The organism is Ginsengibacter hankyongi (assembly GCF_008710285.1).
Classification (GTDB): domain Bacteria; phylum Bacteroidota; class Bacteroidia; order Chitinophagales; family Chitinophagaceae; genus Ginsengibacter; species Ginsengibacter hankyongi.
Genome location: NZ_VYQF01000015.1, coordinates 1 through 20327 on the forward strand (window position 1 = coordinate 1; position 20327 = coordinate 20327).

The following is a 20327-nucleotide window of genomic DNA, read 5'->3' on the forward strand; positions in this document are numbered from 1 at the left end:
AAGAAAAATGAAAATTATCCTGTAAACCTATTGCAGAATTTATCTTTTAACCTGTAAACTTTTTTTAGGACGAGTCATATTATCTTAGAAAAATATGTTGGACCTTTTAAATATCTCGCCTCATTCCTGCGCAATGAATGGGTTACTTTTTAGGTATTCAGGTATTAAGAGGGTAATTAATACCTAAAAAATAAAAAAAATAAAATGAAAAAAGCATTATTAGCAATTTCAATTGTAACTATTTCTTTCGCAGCTTGTTCAAGTGGCAATGATAAAGATAAAACTAATGAAGTTACAACAAGTGACACTTCAAACATAGTTACTAAAGACACTATGCAGGTTATTAAAGATTCTACCGTAAAAACAACTGTTACAGTAGATACTACTAAAGTAGATACTTCAAAAAAGAAATAATAAGTTGACGGTAATCCAATTTGAATAAGCGCCTCTTTTTTTGAGGCTCTTATTTAAAAGTCCTTTTTTTGGCGTGAGTGTTCGCGCAGTGTCATTTAATTAAGGAGTCTTGAGTTTATTTTCATTCGCAGATGCCCATCAGCGGAGAAAAAGCCTATCCAGGTTTTTACATTCCGCATGCGGAAGATACTTAGATTTTCGCCCCGAAAGGGGCGAAAATAGTTTTTATACTATAAACGGAACATTAAACCTGCTGAAGGATTTAATACAGTTTTATTATAATCCAGGCCGTAGTTGAAATTACAGTTCAATGTGAGTGCTACAGCGCCTACATTAAAATTAAATCCAACTGTTGTTGAATTATATTTAAGCGAGGTAGCATTTAAATTAACTACGCCTGAAGAAGAAATAACCTGTTTATCAAAAATTTGCCGCCCTACACCGGTGCTTATACGGAAGATTTCTGAAATAAGAACTCCTCCTTCCAACTGGTAAAAATTATTAGATGAGTTTTGATTGGTAGCTAATGTAATATAATTTTGGTCATCAAATATCTGGACCATCGTTTTAGCATTATTAATACCAAAACTCCCAAAACCACCTAACATTGTTCTCCGATCATTTTTATCACGTGCTATTGTTAATCCTAACATGCCGTTTAATTGCCCGTTAATACGGTCGTTATCAAATTTGCCGAAATTACGGTCGCCGGGACCATAATAATAATTCACTGCTGCTCCAATAGAACCGGCAATTCCACTACGACCATTATTGTTTTGTGCATTTACGGAAAAAGCAGATACCGTAAATGCTAAAAAAGCTATTAAAGTTTTCATATCCATTTTTTTAAAGGTTAGAAAAATTATTTTAAAGACACTGCCAAACCAAAATTTATAACAGATGTACCCACACCGGCATCTAAAAACAATTGAAGCAGATCACTTAAATAATATGCTGCACCTACTCTTGCTATTACCCCTAAGCCAACTGAACTTGCCCCGGATTTTACAAGTAAAACCTGGCTGTTACTGTTAGTGAAACTTATAATGTTTTCTGAACGTATATGTGATGTGTTGATACCTAAACCTGCAATAATATAAGGCCTCAACCTGGAGGAATCGTGCGTTACGCTATATTTTGCATAAACATACAATGCGAAAATGTTCTCCTTTAAAGTGATGTTGTTTTGAGTGCTGTCGTAAGTACTATACTCCTGTTTGGAAAATTTATTGGAAGCAAAATCTACTTGCAAACCTAAACGCACCTTGCTCTTAAAGTTTACATCATAGCCAATATTTACAGCAGGAAAAGACCTTGAAGAAGAATAGTTTTTTGCACCATCTACCTTTGTAAAACTCCTGATAAATCCAACAGCTAAACGGAAACTACCCTTTTCAAAAAGAGGGTTACGTTTATAGTCTATTTTAGGAGTAAGACCTGGCTCATTTATTAACGGGTAACCATTATCGAGTGGTGGGTTAAAATATTCCTTTACCTGATTTCGGTAACTTATGGCATATACATCAGTGCGAAGCATGGTATAAATTGGTCCGTCAGGAATGTCGGTGCGTTGGTATGAAATAAGGTAAAGCCCTACTTCTTTTACAAGGCCATAAACTATCTCGCCGTTTGTTTTTATAATAACATCAAACCCCGCATTGTACTGAACAGGCTGAGGTGGAGTCATAAATTTTTTTACTGTATCGGCCTGTCCATAAGTATTGCTAATTACAAATAATAAAATGAAAAATGTAAAGCGAGTAATTTTTAATCTTTTTTTCATAAAAATATAATATGGGTTGCCGTTATTTAATAATGAATATCCGTGAGTGTGCCATTGATAATGTTTATTTTCTTTGTTGAATCCCGGGCATCACATAAAGTCATTTGAAACACGCCCTTAATAAGCTGTTCCGTTATATCTTGCTTTTGTATTTGAAATGTGGCATTACTAATATTGAAATCGCAGAGGTTATAAGCTGATAAATCGTTACTGTTTGTAAGATTAAACAACCTGACATCAGCCAATCCCCTTTCTGTTGAATATACAGGACTGTAAATACCAATTAAATGTGATACGTCTACAGCGTCAAAATTTATAATTAATTGTAAATGATTGCCTGTGTTATCTCTGCCCAAAGCCTGTAGCGTTAAGCGGTTATATAGTCTGCCAGGTTTGGTTGTGTCATTAGGATATACCACAACTTTTGATACATCTGCAAATGAATAACTATCCGATTTCCAGGAAGAGGTTGAATTAAAATCAAATTTTATTAAAGGATTTCGTATAACCTGAACGGTAGCTACATCTTGTGAGCAACTAAAAAAGAAAGCAGTAAAAATCAAGAAAAGTAAAATTGTTGTTTTCATTTTGTAAAAGGTTAGTTGTTATTGAAATTAATTTGGCATAACACGAACCCCTACTTTAATCGTGGAGAAAACTACCGCCAGGTGATGAAGACCTGGCAGTAGTTCTTTACTGGAAAGGGACAGTTATAAATCCATGATTTTTTTCAGCTCTTCTTTGCTCTTACCCAATTTTATTTGAAGTTTTCCTAACATTTCGTCTTTCTTGCCTTCTTCATACATCAGGTCGTTGTCAGTTAACGTTGCAAATTTTTGTTTGAGCTTTCCTTTCTGTTCATTCCAGTTTCCTTTTACTTTTAAATCTGTAGGGTTTGACATTTTATTTAGTTTTTATGGGTGATAAATAGCGAATCATTTTCCCTGGTAAGGTAGGTCAAATAGAAGCCAGCACATATGATGAGGGATATACAAACGTATGATATTAGTCACTAAAGACAATTAGGTGAATTGATGTTTCAGCGGGGTTTTCATTTCCATCCTAAATAAGGCTAACGGTTACGGATAGCCGGAAATGAATTTTCGCGGCAGGAATTTAGTTATAGTGAGGGGTGTCATTAAAAACTATGATAGGAATCAGGACGATTAATCTTTTTTTAAGCGGATATTATGGTAGCTTATGACATTATTTAACAATTAAAATTTACTGTATGTCAGAAAGAAGAATGTACCCGCCTCTCTATCTGGTGGTAATATTTTGCGCACTTGCAGTTGTAACTTTAATATTTTTATTGTTGATATGAAGACTTTATATGCCCGCGATGATTTATTAATAGGTGCAATAAAGCGAACGAGAGTTACAAAGCAAATGGACGAGACATTAATGGATTGTCACGAAAGAGAGCTTATTTTGCTCTGTACAAATGCAAGGCCGGTAATTAGCGACCAACTATTATTTTTTATACAACATTAAGAAACTACCGGTTCATTTAAGTCACGACACACTAAACCAAGGGGAAGGAGAGATTTTAATATTTCATTTACTGAAATATGACAGATACGGTACATCCATTACCCGGTGAAGAGCGAATGCTGACTTCACCATTATAAATCTCTGCCCGGTGCTGAATATTTTTTAGCCCTATGCCGTTTCGGTTGGCGTTTGTATCAAAGCCTTTACCATTATCTTCTATAGCAAGGCTAATGCGGCCATTTTCATATTTTAAATCGATGGCTATCTCCGTAGCCTCAGCATGTTTTAGTATATTATTTAATTGCTCCTGGATTATGCGATAGATCACTAATTTTAGCCCATCGTCTGAAACTGGTTCACAGTAAGAATCATGGGCAAATCTTATTTTTATTTCCCCCACGCGTAAAATATCCGTTACGAGGTCCTTGATGGAAACGATGAGGTCCATCTCCTTGGCTTTCGAGGGGCCTACCAGTGCTTTTGTTAACTTCCTTATCTCTTCTATAGCGGTTAACACATACTCCTGGCTGTTAATTATAAATGGCTTGTATCCCTCGGCAAGGTGTAGTGAATGGCCGAGAAATAGATTGGCTGTTGCCAATAGCTGGTTTACATTATCGTGCAATTCTGCTCCTATTTCCCGCCTTTCCTTTTCCTGGCCACTTATAGCGGCCTTCGCTATTTCTTTTTGGTTATTTATTTTTTCGTCAAGCAATTGCTTTTCCAGTACGATCCGTTCGGTAATATCTGTCACCATTGCCAGGGCTCCCTTATACCTATTGTCCTCGTTAAACAGTGGATTGGCAGAAAGAGTCGTCCAGATCTCTTTGCCTGACTTGGCTATATATTTAAAGTTTTTTTGGCCCGACTGCCCTTCTTGTTTTTCTACCATCATTGTGGCTGCAAGCTCCTTACCATCTTCGTCCATAAAATCGTAGATCTCCCTTCCCATCATTTCTTCTTCACTGTATTCTAATATTTCGCATAATTTTTTATTTACAAAAGTTGTAATGTTATTTTCATCGATCAGCCATATCCCTTCCTGTGCAGTTTCTACTATCTGTCTATATCGCTTTGCACTTTCCTCTATTTTTTTACGGGATAGCACCTGTTCAGTTACATCTATAGCAAAGAAAAATATACCGTCAATTTTATTTTCAATATCCCGATGAGCCTGGTAAATAAAGTTCAGGTAAGTATCAACCAGCTGCCCATCTCCGTGAAAATCAAATTTCACCAGCATTTCACTTGCTGAAAAAGTTTCTCCTGTATTATAAACGCCATCCAATAACTCAAAGATCCCCTGGGATTCCAGTTCCGGCAATACTTCTTTTACGGTTTTACCAATGATATCCTTCTTATCAATTAACTGCAAATAAAGCGGGTTAGCCAATTCATATACGTAGGTAGGCCCTTTGATTACTCCCATGCAGGATGGAGCCTGTGCGTACAGATCAAGAAAGCGTTGTCGTTCAAGTTCAACAGCTTTTTCAAGAACTTTTTTCTCTGTAACATCTTTGGCTATGCAATAAGTGACTTTATCATTGTCATCCCAGGCTGCTGACCATAGCAGTGGCACGATGCTACCATTTTTATGAATGTACCGGTTTTCAAATATCGTAACTGATTGTCCATTTCTTATTTTTACATCCTCTTTTAACGTGATTTCTACATCTTCTTTCAGTACGAGGTCAATAAAAGAGGTGTTGGTTAATTCATCGGGCTTATAGCCCAAAATGCGTTCTGCTGCAGAACTAACTGTAACAAATCTTCCTTCTTCATTTACAGAACAAATCATATCCAAAGAAGAGTCCAATATCTTATTCAGGCCATTCACTGCCTGCTGCAAAGCGCAAGATGTGGCAATAAGATTTTTTTCAGCGTTCCGGCTTTCAGACAGATCCCGTATCACCATGGAAGTTCTGTTTTCTCCGCTGGCGTTTACAAATATAACAGAGGTAATCTCCCCGGGAAAAGTTGTTCCATCTTTGCGTATGCACGTAACTTCTCCCTTTGCCCAGCCATTGCGGGCACGTTCGGCTATAAGGGGTTGTAACCTTGGGTCCGAAAGATCTACAAGGCCCAATCTGCCGGCACGGCAAATTTCCTCTTCAGTCATTTGAAAAATTTCAGAGGCAGCCGGGTTAGCGGCGAGGATATTACCGTCAGTTACTGTAAGCAGCAAGGCATCCTGAATATTTTCATAAAATGTCCTAAACTTTGCTTCGCTTTCCCGCAAAGCATATCCAGCCTCTTTTTGGGAAGTGATATTTTGGCTACTGCCAACTAAAGAGATGGGTTTCCCACTTACATCCCATTGAAAAACTGCATTTAACTTAATATAATGTAAGGATCCATCGTCCCAGGTAATTCTGTATTCAAAGGCTAAATCAGCCCGATCATTTAATGCCTTCTTATACTCTTCGGCGACCCGTTTTTTATCATCAGGATGAACATAGTCCCATAAGATCTCGTAATTGCCGGAATAGCCGGGAACAGTTTTCCCAAAATGAGACATGAGGACATCGTCAGCTATTAGCCTCTTTTGCTCAAACACATATTCCCATATTCCAATACTTGCGGCTCTCGTAGCAAGCAAAACCCTCGATAAATGGGCTGACGTTTCGTTAGATGTTGCATCATTTTTAAAATCTGTGGAACTATATTGCGACGACATATCTCTGCCCGGTGTTTCAACATTATAATATTTCTTTCTCATATTAAAATTATGTTTATGAAAACAAAGTCGGTTAGCGTGGTTGCTGTACAAATTATCCAGGCCTGGCAACATTTTACTATTTCCATGCCAACATGCGATAATGTAATCTCATTAGATGATGAAAAACGGTTAATATTTATTCGGGCAGGTCTGTAGTTTTTTGGCCACGGATGGTTTTACCCTTGGTAATGTTGGGCGGAATACCAACATACGTTTTAATAGAAGGATAATATTTGTATTAATTGGCGATTACATTCACTTAATGCTTATCAGCTACCTCGGAATTTGCATCCTTGCCGGAAGAATATAAATGGTCTGGTGAGCATTTATTTCAACAAAGGAGTGGGATATCATAAATCACCCTTTTTAAAAATCAGAGCTAAGTGCCCGGTAATAGTTTTTGGCACGATTTTACACGCTGTTTGCAAAGGTTGACCTTTTATTTAATTTTAAAACATAACATCATGATCAGAACATTAAAAGTCTTTGTCGCAGGAGTTGTATTCGGGGTTTTGTTTGCTCCTAATAAGGGCACCAAGACAAGAAGAAAGCTTGCAAAGGTATTTTCTAACTGTAAAGAAGATGCTAAGGATTACCTGGTGGACACAGCCAACAACGTTGAATCAAAGATGGAAGCCGCCAAAGAAGCTATTAACAAAATCTAACCCCGTCTATACAGGGACGAACAATTTGAAAGGCGGTGGAATCGTGTGCCGGAGTGGATGGGATAAAATTTATAAGAAGTAAAAAAGAATGGGGCTGTTCAACTAACCTGCATGGTTAACCGAACAGCCCTTCTCCATCAATCGTAGGTATTTTTCATGGGTGCGGTGTTACCGCCGTTACTTATAACGTAGTAACATGTTAGCTATTTTCTTCCTGCATTGCAAGTGCCTTTATTTCGTCATGCGATTCCCGGATCGTTTTCAGTTGCTTTTCTATCATTTCTCTCAGGTAGGCAGGCAGGTGCTCAGCTTTTAATGCTGTTTCATAAGCTTTTCGGGCCGCATCTTCACCAGCATGGCAGTTTTCTAACACTGCGTGCCGGCTGTGCCCGGTAAATACCGCCTTTAAATCCATCCACGCACGGTAAATTTTGCCGCTTGCTGTAGTGCCTTTATCCACGTTTTTACCCATCACCTGTACTTCTTCGGCAAGTGCCATCTTTGCCCTGTGGCTTTGAGCAATCATTGTTGCAAATAAAACTTTAAGATCTTCATCTTCGTTGTCTAATTCTTTAATAGCACGCTCGTACCCGGTGATACGGTCATTATTTATTTGAACAAGGTCCTGGAGAATTTCAATTGTTTCCTTTGTTGTTTCCATATGTTTTTTTAGCTAAACGTATAAAATTTCATGCCAAAACTAAAAAGTCTGGATAAATAAAAAGCTGCAACCAGCAAGGCAGGGGAGGGCAATATGTTTGCATAGCTGGCTCAATTTTCTTTTTTTTGTCTTCAGCCGTTTATATAACGTGGAAGTGTGTACGTAAATATGAGGTCATTTTTTTTGTAAAGGTTCATGGGTTAATTTGGATATAACGATGCAGCCTATGCGCTTTTAAAGCAGTAAGGGAGGTGGACTGAATCTTTTTATTCCGGGAATTGCTATAGGAGTATTTATTACCATTTTCAAATCCATGCCCCGGCGTTGAAACTCTTGCGTATATGCAAGAATGTTATGATTAATTTTCCTTTTCCATTGGTTGAACCATACAAATAAAAAAGGTCCCGGATGGGACTATTCCGGAACCTTTTTGTAAGAAGATAACTATTAAAAAAAAATTAGCGCCACATAAACCCGGAAAGGCTTACATAGAAATTTCCGTTTGAGGTATTCCTGTAAACGCTATATTGAGTAGGATAATACGTGTTGGCAGGGACAAAATGCATGGGCTGCCTGATAGGGCTGGTGCTGTACGAAGTGGCTTCCATAAATGCTTTCGTAACCATTGGCTCATAGAAAGTAACGGCTCCATTGTACGACCCATAGATGAATGTTTTAGTGAAATGCCCGCCATTAAATTCCGGGGCGAGTACATCCAGCCAGTGAAGTCCCATTTGGGGCACACCGAAAGGCCCGGCCACATACCCTGCGGGTATGTAACCTGCCGGAGGATAATTGGCAAACAGGTGATGTGTAGTGGCATCATCTGCTGGGATGGCCATTTGCGCCGCAAGACTGATTTTATAAAAATGAAAATCAAAATGGGGGAACGAATAGATGCCTGGAGGCGGATGCCCCTGCGGATTCCAGTCTAGTTCAAGATGGTCAAAAGGTGTTACAGTTCCGGCCTTCTGGTGCAAGGGTATAATGTAGCTGTTTTCACCGCTGGCAGGCAGGCCCGTCATTACGGATTCGGTTAGCTCAAAACCTATCTCCACGGGAACGCCGCTGTGAGATATCGTAATAAACGAACGCACTTTGCCATCTCCTACATGCACCTCCGGGCCTTTGAAAGTGTTGCTGATTTGCGTTCGGTCCACAGCGGAATTAGCTGCAATTGCATTGACGCCCTGTGGCTGTGATTGATTCATTTCCTTTTGACAGGAAATCACCAGCATTGATGAAATAATTATCAATGCCGGGTAAGATAAAATTTGCTTCATACTATTTAATTTTCGGTTAAAAAATTTTCTACAAATATCTTTTTTTTCATCGTTAAAAATAACAACAAAAAAAAAGTTGTATTAAAAATTGAGACGAACGTCATGTGTTAATTTCATAACTTATCTAACTCTCATCCCTGCCTGAAAAAATTATTTTATACAATCTTAATATATTATGCAGCGGCTTTTAAATAAAGCGTTGGCTGACTGGAATAAAACAAAGTTGATTTGACATCAGCAAATACAGGAGGTTTTATATAACTTATTTGTTAATCGACAAGATTCATTAATCAACATTACCGAGGGCATCAGCAGGATTGTTGTTGATAATTTTTTTCACTGGGTGGATATTATATCCTAACTTTAGCGCTGTTAATTAACTGCTTATTAAGTAACTAACTCGCTAATCTACATTCAATCACTCCTAAGAATAAAGGATATATTGATTATCGGATAATTTGATAACCATTGTCGCCTTTTAAGTTGTTTACCTATTGCATTTACTTAAGGAAAGGTATGTAACCCCATAACTTTTATTCACGATTAATTAGAAAAATCTATGTTTGACTGCAAATTATTTACCCACTTTTATAAGTGGACGTTGGTATGTTTTACCTTGCTGATTTTGTCCCCCGCTTTTGTTAAAGCGCAGCAACTAAAAGCGAGCGATTTTGTTTTGTTTGGAGGATCTTCTTCGGTAGAAATATCATCATCAACAAATATACAGGGGGGATCAATCGGAAGTTATAATCTCGTTACAACGACCGGAAATTCCACCCTTAATTCTAACATCTACAGTGGTGGAACGATTCTGCTTAATAATAGCAATGTTATTAGTGGTAACATCACTGCGGCAAATTCGTCAGGAATAAAAGGCATTGCCCTTTCTGTCGGGTCGTCTGCGAATATTGGAGGCAACATTGACGTGAATGGAAGCATAGTTATTGGTGGTGGAACGGTCTCAGGAAAGGTTACTCACCCGGATAGTACCACTTATACCGGACCTTTGCCGGCAAAGGGCGAATTTGTGGCAGCACCTAATCTGCCCGTTTTTTCGGGTTTACCTGCTGTTACGAATTTTGATTCTGCCGGGACGAAAGATATTACCTCAACGCAAACAATATTACCGGGAGCCTATCGTAACATAATTTTGACAGGGAAACAGGCAATAACATTCTCTGGTTCTGGGACGTATATTTTTAAGTCAATAAAAAACTCAGGGAATCCCAATAGCTTCATCTTCGACTTTGCGAAATCATCAGCTGGTACCTTCAGGATTTACATTTACAATGACGCAGACCTCGATAATATTAGCGCCAGTATACAGAATGGTGGAGATGCTTCCAGGATATTTACTGAAGTTCACGGAACCGGAGCCAGTACTTCTTCCGGAAGCGCATTTGTTATTGCCAATGGATCGTCCAGGAATGCTTCCAAATGGTTTGGTACCGTGTGGGCGCCTAATGGGGGCATAAATATTGGTTCCGGTACAGGGTCGAGCAATCTTACCGGGGCACTGCTGAGTGCTACAAAAGTGACCGTGCAAAGTGGTGTGACGATTAACTATTCGGCTTATTCCGATGGGACGGTGATCTTTCCTTATTATCCTTCCACCGGTAAAGTGAACGACCTGTTGGGATCAGAACTGAATTCACTGTATGCGAATGCAGCCACATTAAAAGACACGGCAAGAAATATTTTCATTATAAGCAACGACTCCGTAATGATTGAAGTGATTGCCAAAGCCGGTAAAGTTGCCGAGCTTTCAGCGTTGTTACAAACTTCTGAATATGGTATGACCAATCTTATCGATAATGGTTCCAATTCATTAATTGTTTCCGGTAAATATCCCATTGCTAATCTTTTAAAACTGGACCTGCTGCCGGATTTTATTGATTATTGCCGCCCGTTATTTCCGCCACTCAGCAATATTGGTGTAACCACATCTAATGGAGATATTGCCATGCATTCGGATTTTGTTCGTAATGGTTATAACGTTTCCGGAGAAGGTGTGAAGGTGGGAATTATTTCAGATAGCTATAATACAATCCCCGGTAATCCGGCAAACACCGATGTTATTAACGGAGATCTCCCGGGAGTTGGAAATCCCGATGGAAATACTACTCCTGTGCAGGTTTTGCAGGACTATCCTTTCGGCAGGAGATCGGATGAAGGACGGGCGATGTTACAAATTGTTCATGATATTGCTCCAAAGGCCCAATTAGGTTTCAGAACGGGTTTCATCAGTGCAACAGATTTTGCCCAGGGCATCAGGCAATTTAAACAGAATAATTACAATGTAATAGCAGATGATGTTACTTATATTACGGAACCTTTTTTTACAGACGGGGTAGTGGCCCAGGCAGTTAATGAAGTAACTGCACAAGGCGTATCATACTTTGCTGCTGCGGGCAATTACGGAAATACTTCATATCAAAGTTCATTCAACAGTGCGCCGGCTCCTGCAGGATTTACAGGTACGGCTCATAACTTCAACAATACCGGCGGTACTGATATTTACCAGGGTGTTTCTCTTGCGCCGGGAACTTATACCATTGTATTGCAATGGCAGGATAACGTCTACTCGCTGGGGCAATCCTCCGGAACGGTGAACGATCTCGATATTTACCTGGTGAAACCCGATGGGTCAACCATTGGTTTCAACAGGAATAATATAGGAGGTGATCCGATAGAAATACTTCCATTCACAGTTACAGCAAGCACGCCCGCAAGTCTGATGATAATAAGAGCATCGGGCACAACACCTGTGAATTTTAAATACGTTGTTTTCCGCGGAGACTTAACCATCAATGAATACAACACAGGCCAGTCTACTATTGTGGGCCAGGCCAATTCAGCCGGTGCAATAACGGTAGGTGCGATCAGGTATAATAAGACGCCTGCCTTTGGAGGTACTTCTCCGTATACAACGGAGACTTTTTCATCGCTTGGCGGAACACCCGTAAATGGCGTTGTGCGAAACAAGCCTGATTTTACTGCGCCGGATGGGGTTAATACGACCGTCAATTTTAGCTCGCTAAATATTGAAGGAGATGCGTTTCCAAACTTCTTCGGAACGTCTGCTGCTGCACCGCATGCAGCGGGCGTCGCTGCCCTTTTGATAGAATCCAAATTGAAGTTTTCTAACCAGGTAATTACTCCAAATGGAATAAGAAGTTTGTTGCAATCGACAGCGCTGGATATCAATTCACCCGGATTTGATTTTTCAAGCGGAGCCGGCCTCATACAGGCCCAAACTGCATTAGCAACATTTGCTGCGCCTACGCCGATAGCTACATCGCTTACAGTTCCTGCGAATACAGTTCCCGGAACAACGAACTTTACTGTAACTGTAGAAGGTAATTATTTCAGTGATTCAACCAAAGTACTCTTCAGGTCCGATACACTTTCAACCACGGTTCTTAGCTCTACGGAGGTGACGGCTACTATACCAGCCTTTACCGGCAACCCGTCGATCCGGGTTTCTACTAAACCAAAATCTATAACCGGAATTGATGGCGGTGTTTCGCAGTCATTGTTTTTCTTTACCATAGCAAAAAAGAAAATTATTATCACCGCTGATAATAAGAGCAAAAAGTACGGCGAAAAAATTCCGGCCTTTACAGCAACTATAACGGTAAATGGTGTTCCTCTTGCCAATTCAGGATTAACCTTAAAGGACATAGGTCTTGATCAGATGACATTTACTTCGCCCGCCACTGACTTTAGTAATGTAGGTAAATATTTTATTAAAGCTTCCCGGACATTTGATACCGCAAATTCGGTAGATGCGGGACTTATCGAATTGTATGATTACACTTTTAACGACGGATTGCTAACGATCGTAAAGATGCCACTGAAAATTACGCCCCAGGATAAAGTGGTTACCTATGGTGATAAAATCAATGGTATTACTTTCAATTATGGATACAATGATGCCAATATTGATGTTGCTAACAGGGCGAATTTCCTGGATAGCATAAAGACGGATCATCTTGCAAATCTGGTCGATACCGCGATAGCATTTGTAAACGGCAAGGCTATTGTTGCGGGGCGCACTTTAACCGCCGGTGACCTGCAAAATATGAGCTTCCTGGCGAGCGGAAAAGCAATTGTGGCCGGCAAGGCAATAGTGGCCGGCAGTCTTGTAACAGATATGAAAGTAATTGAAGTTGGTCTTTCATCTATATTCGATTACGAGCTTAACGATTCCACGGTAGGAAACCTCGTCAACGGAAAAGCGATTGTTGCCGGTAAGGCTCTTGTGGCGGGTAAGGCTATTGTTGCCGGTAAAGCTATTGTTGCAGGCACGCAAATTGTAAACAGTGCCAATATTAATGACACGAGCAATAATAATGTAGTGGTAATAGTTGATTCCGCCGACGTTTATTCAACGGACGGAGAAACACTCAATGAACTTAAATCAATCAACCTCATCACTGGTATCCATGCCGGCGAATCGTTTATTGTTCCCGGTGCCTTCCTTTCGGAAAACTTTGAAGTTAGCTATGGCCTGGGTAAGTTAACGATCCTGCCTTCGGCATTAACTGTTGCAGCCCGCGATACCTTTATCTTCCAGGGGTCGCCGTTGCCGGCATTCCCATCAACCATAAGCGGATTTGTTTACCACGAGTATACCGTGACCGGCGGGCCGCAATTCACGTTATCGCCTACTTATACGGGTAACGCCGGCGTATATACGCTAACGCCGGATTCAGTAGTGTTGAGTAACCCGGCTGATTATTTCATTAATTATGTGCCGGCAAACTTTTACGTAAACCCTGACGGGGGTGGCACTAAAAATGTGAAGCCAAAACTGGAATGCGTGGATACATTAATAAATGATCCATCCGGGTTTAATTACGTGGCGCATTATTCTTATCAAAATGCCAATGCAACGCCTGTATATGTGCCGATAGGCCCTGATAATAGCATAATTGCGACAGGGAGTTACAGTGGTGTTCAGCCACAAGTGTTCCTGCCGTCAGGCGGATCATTCGATATTTATTTCGATGGTAATAAAATGACATGGTTACTGGTAACTTACAACGGAAATCAAAAATCATCCAGTGGCAGCGTTGCGAGCTCAACATCATCGAAATGTAGCCCGGCATATTCTTTCAGCGGCGCCGGTACCAGTATCAGTTTAGCGGGCACTAACGTAACAGCGTACCCTAATCCCGTTACCAGTAAGGTCAGGATAAATATTGCAGCTGCTTCAACCGTTGGCAAGGATATTCTTTTGCTGGACGTGCCTGGCAGGACCTATATACCAAAATCCTATCAGCGAATTTCAGCCAACAGTTTCGAACTCGATGTCAGTAACCTTAACCCGGGAGTATATTTTATTAAAATGGAAATAGATAATGCTTATAAAATCTTTAAGATCTTAAAATTATAACCTGGTAAAATATATCTGCAATAATAAAAATGAGCGGTTCCGCGAACGGCTCATTTTTATTATAATACATTCCGGGGCATCTGGTTTTCGAAATAAAAGAAGGTGTAAATTTATTCAAGTAACTTTCGCAAATGAATAGACAGAAAATATTTTTGAGCATATTTTTTATCGGTCTTTCTGCGTGCTGCATGGCTCAAAAAGGTAAAATTGATAGCTTACAAAACATAATTAGCCAGGGTAAAAATGATACCAGCAAGGTTAAAAATTTACTTTTATTAAGTACAGAGTACATGAGTTCTTCTCCGGCAGATGCTATCAGGTATAGTGATGAAGCCATGAAGCTTGCAGAGAAACTCGGTTATTCAACGGGTATTGCCTTCGCCCATAAGAATATTGGAATGGTTTACTATAACCAGACAAAATATCCCGAAACAATTGAGCATTGGAGTCAATCTTACCTGCTTTTCGATTCAATAGGCGATAAGGTAAACGAAGCATTGCTTCTTAATAATATCGGGTCGGTATATATGAACCAGGGCGACGATCCGAAAGCACTGGAGTATTATTTTAAATCCCTGGAAATTGCTGAACAAACCAAAGATGATCACAAAATAGCCATCGCGATGGGTAATATTGGAACTATTTATTCCAATAACAAATTTACCTATAACAAGGCCATCGGTTACTATCTAAAGGCACTGGATCTTAGTAAGAAGCTCAAAGATCAAAATATTATGGGCGGGCTCATGGTGAATATCGGTGAGACCTATATGAATCGAAATGAAGATGACTCAGCACTCTATTATTTTAACCAGTCGCTGGACGCCTACAGTAATACGGAAAATATTCCTTACTCTTTAAACGATATAGGTAAGATATATACCCGGAAGAAAAATTTTACACTTGCCAGCCAATACCATACCCAGGCACTGTCATTTGCAAAGAAATTTGATTTGAAGTTGGATATTGCACAATCGTACCTTGGCCTTGGAAATACCAATTATAATAAAGGCGATTATGCAAATGCATTGGTTGCTTATAAAAATGCGCAGGTTGTGGCCGATAGTGCAAGCCTGAAAAGGGAATTGAGAGATGCATACAAGGGCCTGGCTTTAGCCTATGCCGGACTTAAGAATTTTAATGACGCTTACAAATATCAAACGCTCTACACCAATATTAAAGACACATTATTTAACCTGGATATCGCCCAAAAGGTGAACAATCTTCAAACAAATTTCGAAATACAGAAAAAGCAAACGCAGATTGATAATCTTACCAAAGACAAAGCCCTCCAGAAGCTGGACCTGCAAAGGCAGAAATTTGCCAGGAATACTTTGGCAGTGAGCCTGGTTTGCGTTTTTATAGTTGTTTTTGTATTGCTAAAATTATATCGAAAAGTCAACCGACGTACGCTCCAGCTAAGGAGATCACTCGAAGAATTAAAATCCACCCAGGCCCAGCTGATTCAATCAGAAAAAATGGCCTCATTAGGATTGCTCACCGCCGGCATAGGGCATGAAATACAAAACCCCCTGAATTTTGTAAATAACTTTTCTGAAGTTAACGTGGAACTATTGCATGATTTGAAAGATGGTCCAATTAAGAAATTAAACAGTGCAGACCAGCTGGAGGCCGATGAAATTTTGACGGATCTTACCCAAAATATGGAAAGGATCATTCATCATGGAAAGCGTGCCGATATAATTATTAAAGGAATGCTACAACATTCGCGGGTAAGCACGGGAGCTAAGGAACTAACGGACCTGAACAGCCTGGCTGATGAATACCTTCGGTTAAGCTATCATGGTTTCAGGGCAAAAAATAAAATACACATTGGCAACCTGGTAACTGATTTCGATAGCAAAATCGGTGAAATAAAAATTGTGCCCCAGGACGTTGGAAGCGTATTGCTAAACTTATATAACAACGCATTTTATTCGGTTAATGAGAAAAAGAAAAAGCTTGGAGATGCATATGAACCAAAGGTAGTAGTAACTACCAAAATGGTAAATGGTAAAGTAGAGATCAGGGTACGCGACAATGGTATGGGTATTCCCAAAAAAGCTTTAGATAAAATATTTCAACCATTCTTTACCACCAAGCCAACGGGTGAAGGCACAGGGTTAGGCTTGTCGTTAAGTTATGATATTGTTACCCAGGAACACGGAGGCACCATACGGGCAGAAACAACAGAAGGTGAGGGGGCCGAGTTTATAATTCAATTACCTGCCTGATACCTGGGGCTACATGTACTTACACCTGTAAAACGAATAATATAGCTACAGAACACGCATTTTCCGTTTGACAATTCACGGTACAGTTAATATAAAATTGCAGAGCATCTTACAAGATTGAAACAATTAATATAGGTATAACCAAACTTACCTTAATTCAGCATCCTGTACTCATTCGGCGAATGACCCACTCTCTGTTTAAACAAACGGGTAAAATGCTGCGGGTATTTAAAGCCAAGCCCGTACGCAATTTCACTAACCGATTTGCTTTCGTCGAATATTCTCTCTTTCGCCACATCTATCACTTTCGATTGAATGTATTCCTGCGCTGTTCTTCCCGTTTCCTTCTTTACCAGGTCTCCAAAATAACCTGCAGATAAATTGAGCTCACCGGCACACCAAGCCACTGAAGGCAGGCCGATAGTTTGCGGCTTGTCTGTTTCAAAATAACCATTCAGCAAATACTCAAACCTTTCTAAGATGCCTTTGTGTACATTGTCACGGGTAATAAACTGGCGATCGTAAAAACGGGTGCAATAGTTCAGGAAAAGTTCAATGTTAGAAACAATTAATTTTTTACTGTGCTTGTCGATGGCATGTTCTAATTCATATTCAATTTTTGAAAAACAATCCAGCACGATTTTTCTTTCACGCTCCGATAAGTGCAGCGCTTCATGAAATTGATAACTGAAAAAGGTATAGTCCTGTATGTGCTTTCCAAGTGGTGTGCCGTGGATTAAATCAGGATGAAATAGCAGTGCATAACCTTTTGGCTGGTAGGTTTCCCCGTTACTATTCACACCTGCAACCTGCCCCGGCGCAATAAATACCAGGGTGCCTTCCTGGTAATCGTAAGTGTGCCGGCCATACACGAGGTCGCCGCATTTTATATCTTTTAAAAAAATTGTATAAAAGCCGAAATACATTTTTGAACCTTGCCGCGGTGAAGCCTTCGACAAGTCAACAACACTCACCAGTGGGTGCAGAGTTTCATTATTGTTAAATGAATTGTAATCGCTGATGGACTCAAATCTTATTATGTTATCCATTTCTGTCGTGTTTTTTTGCTTAATCAAAATTAGCGCATTATTCATGGCCCGGTTAATGTGCATGCTTCAATCAGCAATATTGGTAAATAAATCCGCGATCTGTATACTATGTGAGATGATAATTACCAGCACCTTTGTAAAACTAAATGAAGACGATGCAAGCAGTAAAACTAAATAACGGTGTTGAAATGCCTATACTGGGATTTGGTGTTTTCCAGGTAAGGGATTTGGAAGAATGTGAAAGAAGCGTGGTTGATGCGATTGAGACAGGCTACCGGTTAATTGATACTGCAGCATCGTATATGAATGAAGAGGCAGTAGGAAAAGCAATTAAAAGAAGCGGTGTGCCAAGAGAAGATTTATTTATTACTACCAAGCTCTGGATACAGTCTAACGGTTACGATAATACGAAGAGAGCATTTGAAAGTTCATTAAAGCGATTGCAGTTAGATTACCTGGATTTATATCTTATTCACCAACCTTTCGGAGATGTATATGGTGAATGGAGAGCGATGGAAGAATTGTATAAAGAAGGGAAAGTAAGAGCCATTGGTGTAAGCAACTTTCATGCGGACCGGCTGATTGATTTAATCATTCACAACGAAATTGTTCCGGCCGTAAATCAAATTGAAACGCATCCGTTTCATCAGCAAATTGAAGCACAAAAATTCCTGCAGGAAAATAATGTACAGATAGAAAGCTGGGGCCCGTTTGCCGAAGGCAAGAACAATATGTTTCACAATGAACTGCTCGCTTCCATCGGTAAAAAATATAATAAGAGCATTGCCCAGGTAGTAATTCGCTGGCTTACCCAAAGAGGCGTTGTTGCTATTCCAAAATCAGTGCGTAACGAAAGAATAATAGAGAACTTCAACAGCCTTGATTTTGAGTTAAGTGCAGAAGATATGGAAGCCATTAAAACATTAGACACAAATGCAAGCCTCTTTTTTGACCACCGTGATCCTGCAATGGTAAGATGGCTGGGCGAAAGAAAATTGGATATTTAACTTACTCAATAGACTGCAGGGGTAGTATTGATATTATGTAATTAAACAAAAAAAAATATTATGAAAATTACAAGAATCGGTTCCGAGCCTTCTGCCAAAGGGCCGGAAGATTGGTTTACAGGAGCGGTGCGCATTGATGCGTTGTTTGAGCCAAATGAATCAAGACGTGCAGCCGCCGCCAGCGTTACATTTGAGCCCGGAGCACGAACCGCATGGCATACTCATCCGTTAGGGCAAACATTAATTATTACAGCGGGTTGTGGCTGGGTGCAAAGAGTAGGGGGTGATGTGGAGGAAGTTCATCCCGGGGATATAGTTTGGTTTGAGGCAAATGAAAAGCATTGGCATGGCGCTACCTCCACTACCGGTATGACACATATAGCCATACAGGAAAATTTGAACGGCAAAGTGGTTGAGTGGATGGAGAAAGTTTCCGATGAACAGTATAATAAGAAATAAAATAAACGAAGTTTTCTTTGAGCTCTTTGAGCCTTCGTGGTCAATTCCTTTTGGCTGTGAACACAGGATTTTTTCTATGGGTAAGCATATAAGATACCACAAAGAATACACAAAGGTTATAATTATTAAAAATTAAAAAATAAGTTATCATGCAAAAAAGAAAATTAGGCAAAAGCGGGCTTGAAGTATCTGCATTAGGCCTTGGCTGTATGGGACTCAGTTTTGGCTTAGGTCCTGCAACGGAGAAAAAAGTGGCAATTAATTTAATCAGGAAAGCATTTGAATTGGGTGTTACCTTTTTCGATACTGCTGAAGCATACGGGCCGTATGCCAACGAAGAGCTACTTGGCGAAGCGTTGCAGCCCTTTCGCAACGAAATAGTGATTGCAACCAAATTTGGTTTTAAAGAAGGTAAAACGGTTTTAGGAACCGACAGCAGACCTGAGAATATAAGAGCAGTTGCAGAAGCAGCGCTTAAGCGTTTACGAACAGACGTTATCGACTTATTGTACCAGCATCGCGTTGATCCTAATGTGCCCATTGAGGATGTGGCTGGTACAGTAAAAGAATTGATTGCAGAGGGTAAAGTAAAACACTTTGGTATGTCGGAAGCTGGTGTGGCGTCTATCCGTAAAGCACATGCTGTTCAGCCTGTAACCGCTTTGCAAAGTGAATACTCACTTTGGTGGAGAGAGCCGGAGAAAGAAATAATCCCAACACTCGAAGAACTGGGAATTGGCTTTGTGCCTTTCAGCCCTTTGGGCAAAGGCTTCCTAACGGGGAAGATAGACGCAAATACCACTTTTGATAAAACTGATTTTAGAAATGTTGTTCCGCGTTTTTCTGAAGAAAACAGGAAAGTAAACCAGGCGCTGGTGGATGTGCTTGCAGCGATTGCCAAAGAGAAGAACGCAACTAATGCACAAATAGCATTAGCATGGTTGCTTGCACAAAAGCCTTGGATTGTTCCCATTCCAGGCACAACCAAATTGCATCGGCTGGAGGAAAATGTTGGTGCAGCAGCAATAACGCTCAACCTTAGTGATCTTAAAGAAATCAATGAAGCGGTTTCTAAGATTGATGTGCAAGGCGACCGCTATCCTGAACAGATGCAAAGAATGATTAATCGTTAGGTTATAATATTAATGAAAGACATAG

General features: G+C 40.0%; 17 protein-coding genes. 9 read left to right on the plus strand and 8 right to left on the minus strand.

The window, feature by feature from the left end:
• The first annotated feature begins 204 nt into the window (after positions 1-204).
• The gene (locus FW778_RS22330) at positions 205-414 is read left to right on the plus strand and encodes a hypothetical protein (RefSeq protein ID WP_150417121.1); all 210 of its coding nucleotides are present in this window, start codon (positions 205-207) and stop codon (positions 412-414) included.
• A 230-nt stretch (positions 415-644) separates the two neighbouring features.
• Here the strand turns inward: FW778_RS22330 and FW778_RS22335 are convergent, their stop codons facing one another.
• The 4 genes from FW778_RS22335 to FW778_RS22350 form a co-directional block, all read right to left on the minus strand.
• Entirely contained in the window at positions 645-1250 is a 606-nt protein-coding gene (locus FW778_RS22335) for a hypothetical protein (protein ID WP_150417122.1), read from the minus strand.
• Between the two features lie 26 nt (positions 1251-1276).
• Positions 1277-2197 carry an outer membrane beta-barrel protein gene (locus tag FW778_RS22340; RefSeq protein WP_150417123.1) on the minus strand — a complete coding sequence of 307 codons (921 nt, stop codon included), beginning with the start codon at positions 2195-2197 and terminating at the stop codon, positions 1277-1279.
• Positions 2198-2223: 26 nt separating this feature from the next.
• Positions 2224-2784: a hypothetical protein gene (locus tag FW778_RS22345; protein WP_150417124.1), complete on the minus strand. Its 561-nt coding sequence runs from the start codon at positions 2782-2784 to the stop codon at positions 2224-2226.
• A gap of 123 nt (positions 2785-2907) precedes the next feature.
• Positions 2908-3099, minus strand: a complete 192-nt coding sequence (locus FW778_RS22350; protein ID WP_150417125.1) for a CsbD family protein — start codon at positions 3097-3099, stop codon at positions 2908-2910.
• A gap of 418 nt (positions 3100-3517) precedes the next feature.
• Here FW778_RS22350 and FW778_RS23345 point away from each other — a divergent pair, with 418 nt between their 5' ends.
• Complete coding sequence (locus FW778_RS23345; RefSeq protein WP_202552440.1) at positions 3518-3691, plus strand: hypothetical protein; 174 nt, start codon at positions 3518-3520, stop codon at positions 3689-3691.
• A gap of 67 nt (positions 3692-3758) precedes the next feature.
• On the opposite strand, the gene FW778_RS22355 is transcribed toward FW778_RS23345, so the two are convergent.
• Positions 3759-6410 (minus strand): sensor histidine kinase, encoded by a 2652-nt coding sequence (locus FW778_RS22355; protein ID WP_202552441.1) that lies wholly within the window; start codon positions 6408-6410, stop codon positions 3759-3761.
• Between the two features lie 15 nt (positions 6411-6425).
• On the opposite strand from FW778_RS22355, the gene FW778_RS23350 reads away from it, so the two are divergent.
• Both FW778_RS23350 and FW778_RS22360 read left to right on the plus strand, forming a co-directional pair.
• On the plus strand, positions 6426-6566 hold the full coding sequence (locus FW778_RS23350) for a hypothetical protein (protein ID WP_202552442.1): 141 nt from the start codon (positions 6426-6428) through the stop codon (positions 6564-6566).
• 308 nt (positions 6567-6874) lie between these two features.
• On the plus strand, positions 6875-7075 hold the full coding sequence (locus FW778_RS22360; protein ID WP_150417127.1) for a YtxH domain-containing protein: 201 nt from the start codon (positions 6875-6877) through the stop codon (positions 7073-7075).
• A 199-nt stretch (positions 7076-7274) separates the two neighbouring features.
• Here the strand turns inward: FW778_RS22360 and FW778_RS22365 are convergent, their stop codons facing one another.
• Both FW778_RS22365 and FW778_RS22370 read right to left on the minus strand, forming a co-directional pair.
• Positions 7275-7736 (minus strand): PA2169 family four-helix-bundle protein, encoded by a 462-nt coding sequence (locus FW778_RS22365; RefSeq protein WP_150417128.1) that lies wholly within the window; start codon positions 7734-7736, stop codon positions 7275-7277.
• Positions 7737-8194: 458 nt separating this feature from the next.
• A complete protein-coding gene (locus tag FW778_RS22370) occupies positions 8195-9019 on the minus strand; it encodes a DUF5602 domain-containing protein (protein ID WP_150417129.1) in 825 nt (274 codons plus the stop codon).
• Positions 9020-9578: 559 nt separating this feature from the next.
• Here FW778_RS22370 and FW778_RS22375 point away from each other — a divergent pair.
• Together FW778_RS22375 and FW778_RS22380 are read left to right on the plus strand one after the other, a co-directional pair.
• Positions 9579-14420 (plus strand): S8 family serine peptidase, encoded by a 4842-nt coding sequence (locus FW778_RS22375; protein WP_150417130.1) that lies wholly within the window; start codon positions 9579-9581, stop codon positions 14418-14420.
• A 131-nt stretch (positions 14421-14551) separates the two neighbouring features.
• On the plus strand, positions 14552-16654 hold the full coding sequence (locus FW778_RS22380) for a tetratricopeptide repeat protein (RefSeq protein ID WP_150417131.1): 2103 nt from the start codon (positions 14552-14554) through the stop codon (positions 16652-16654).
• 152 nt (positions 16655-16806) lie between these two features.
• Here FW778_RS22380 and FW778_RS22385 read toward each other — a convergent pair whose 3' ends face one another.
• Positions 16807-17703, minus strand: coding sequence for a helix-turn-helix domain-containing protein (locus tag FW778_RS22385; RefSeq protein WP_150417132.1), 897 nt, complete (start codon positions 17701-17703; stop codon positions 16807-16809).
• 155 nt (positions 17704-17858) lie between these two features.
• On the opposite strand from FW778_RS22385, the gene FW778_RS22390 reads away from it, so the two are divergent.
• From FW778_RS22390 to FW778_RS22400, 3 genes are all read left to right on the plus strand, one after another.
• Positions 17859-18710: an aldo/keto reductase gene (locus FW778_RS22390; RefSeq protein WP_150417190.1), complete on the plus strand. Its 852-nt coding sequence runs from the start codon at positions 17859-17861 to the stop codon at positions 18708-18710.
• Positions 18711-18770: 60 nt separating this feature from the next.
• On the plus strand, positions 18771-19169 hold the full coding sequence (locus tag FW778_RS22395; RefSeq protein ID WP_150417133.1) for a (R)-mandelonitrile lyase: 399 nt from the start codon (positions 18771-18773) through the stop codon (positions 19167-19169).
• Between the two features lie 149 nt (positions 19170-19318).
• Positions 19319-20302: an aldo/keto reductase gene (locus FW778_RS22400; protein WP_150417134.1), complete on the plus strand. Its 984-nt coding sequence runs from the start codon at positions 19319-19321 to the stop codon at positions 20300-20302.
• Positions 20303-20327: the final 25 nt, after the last annotated feature.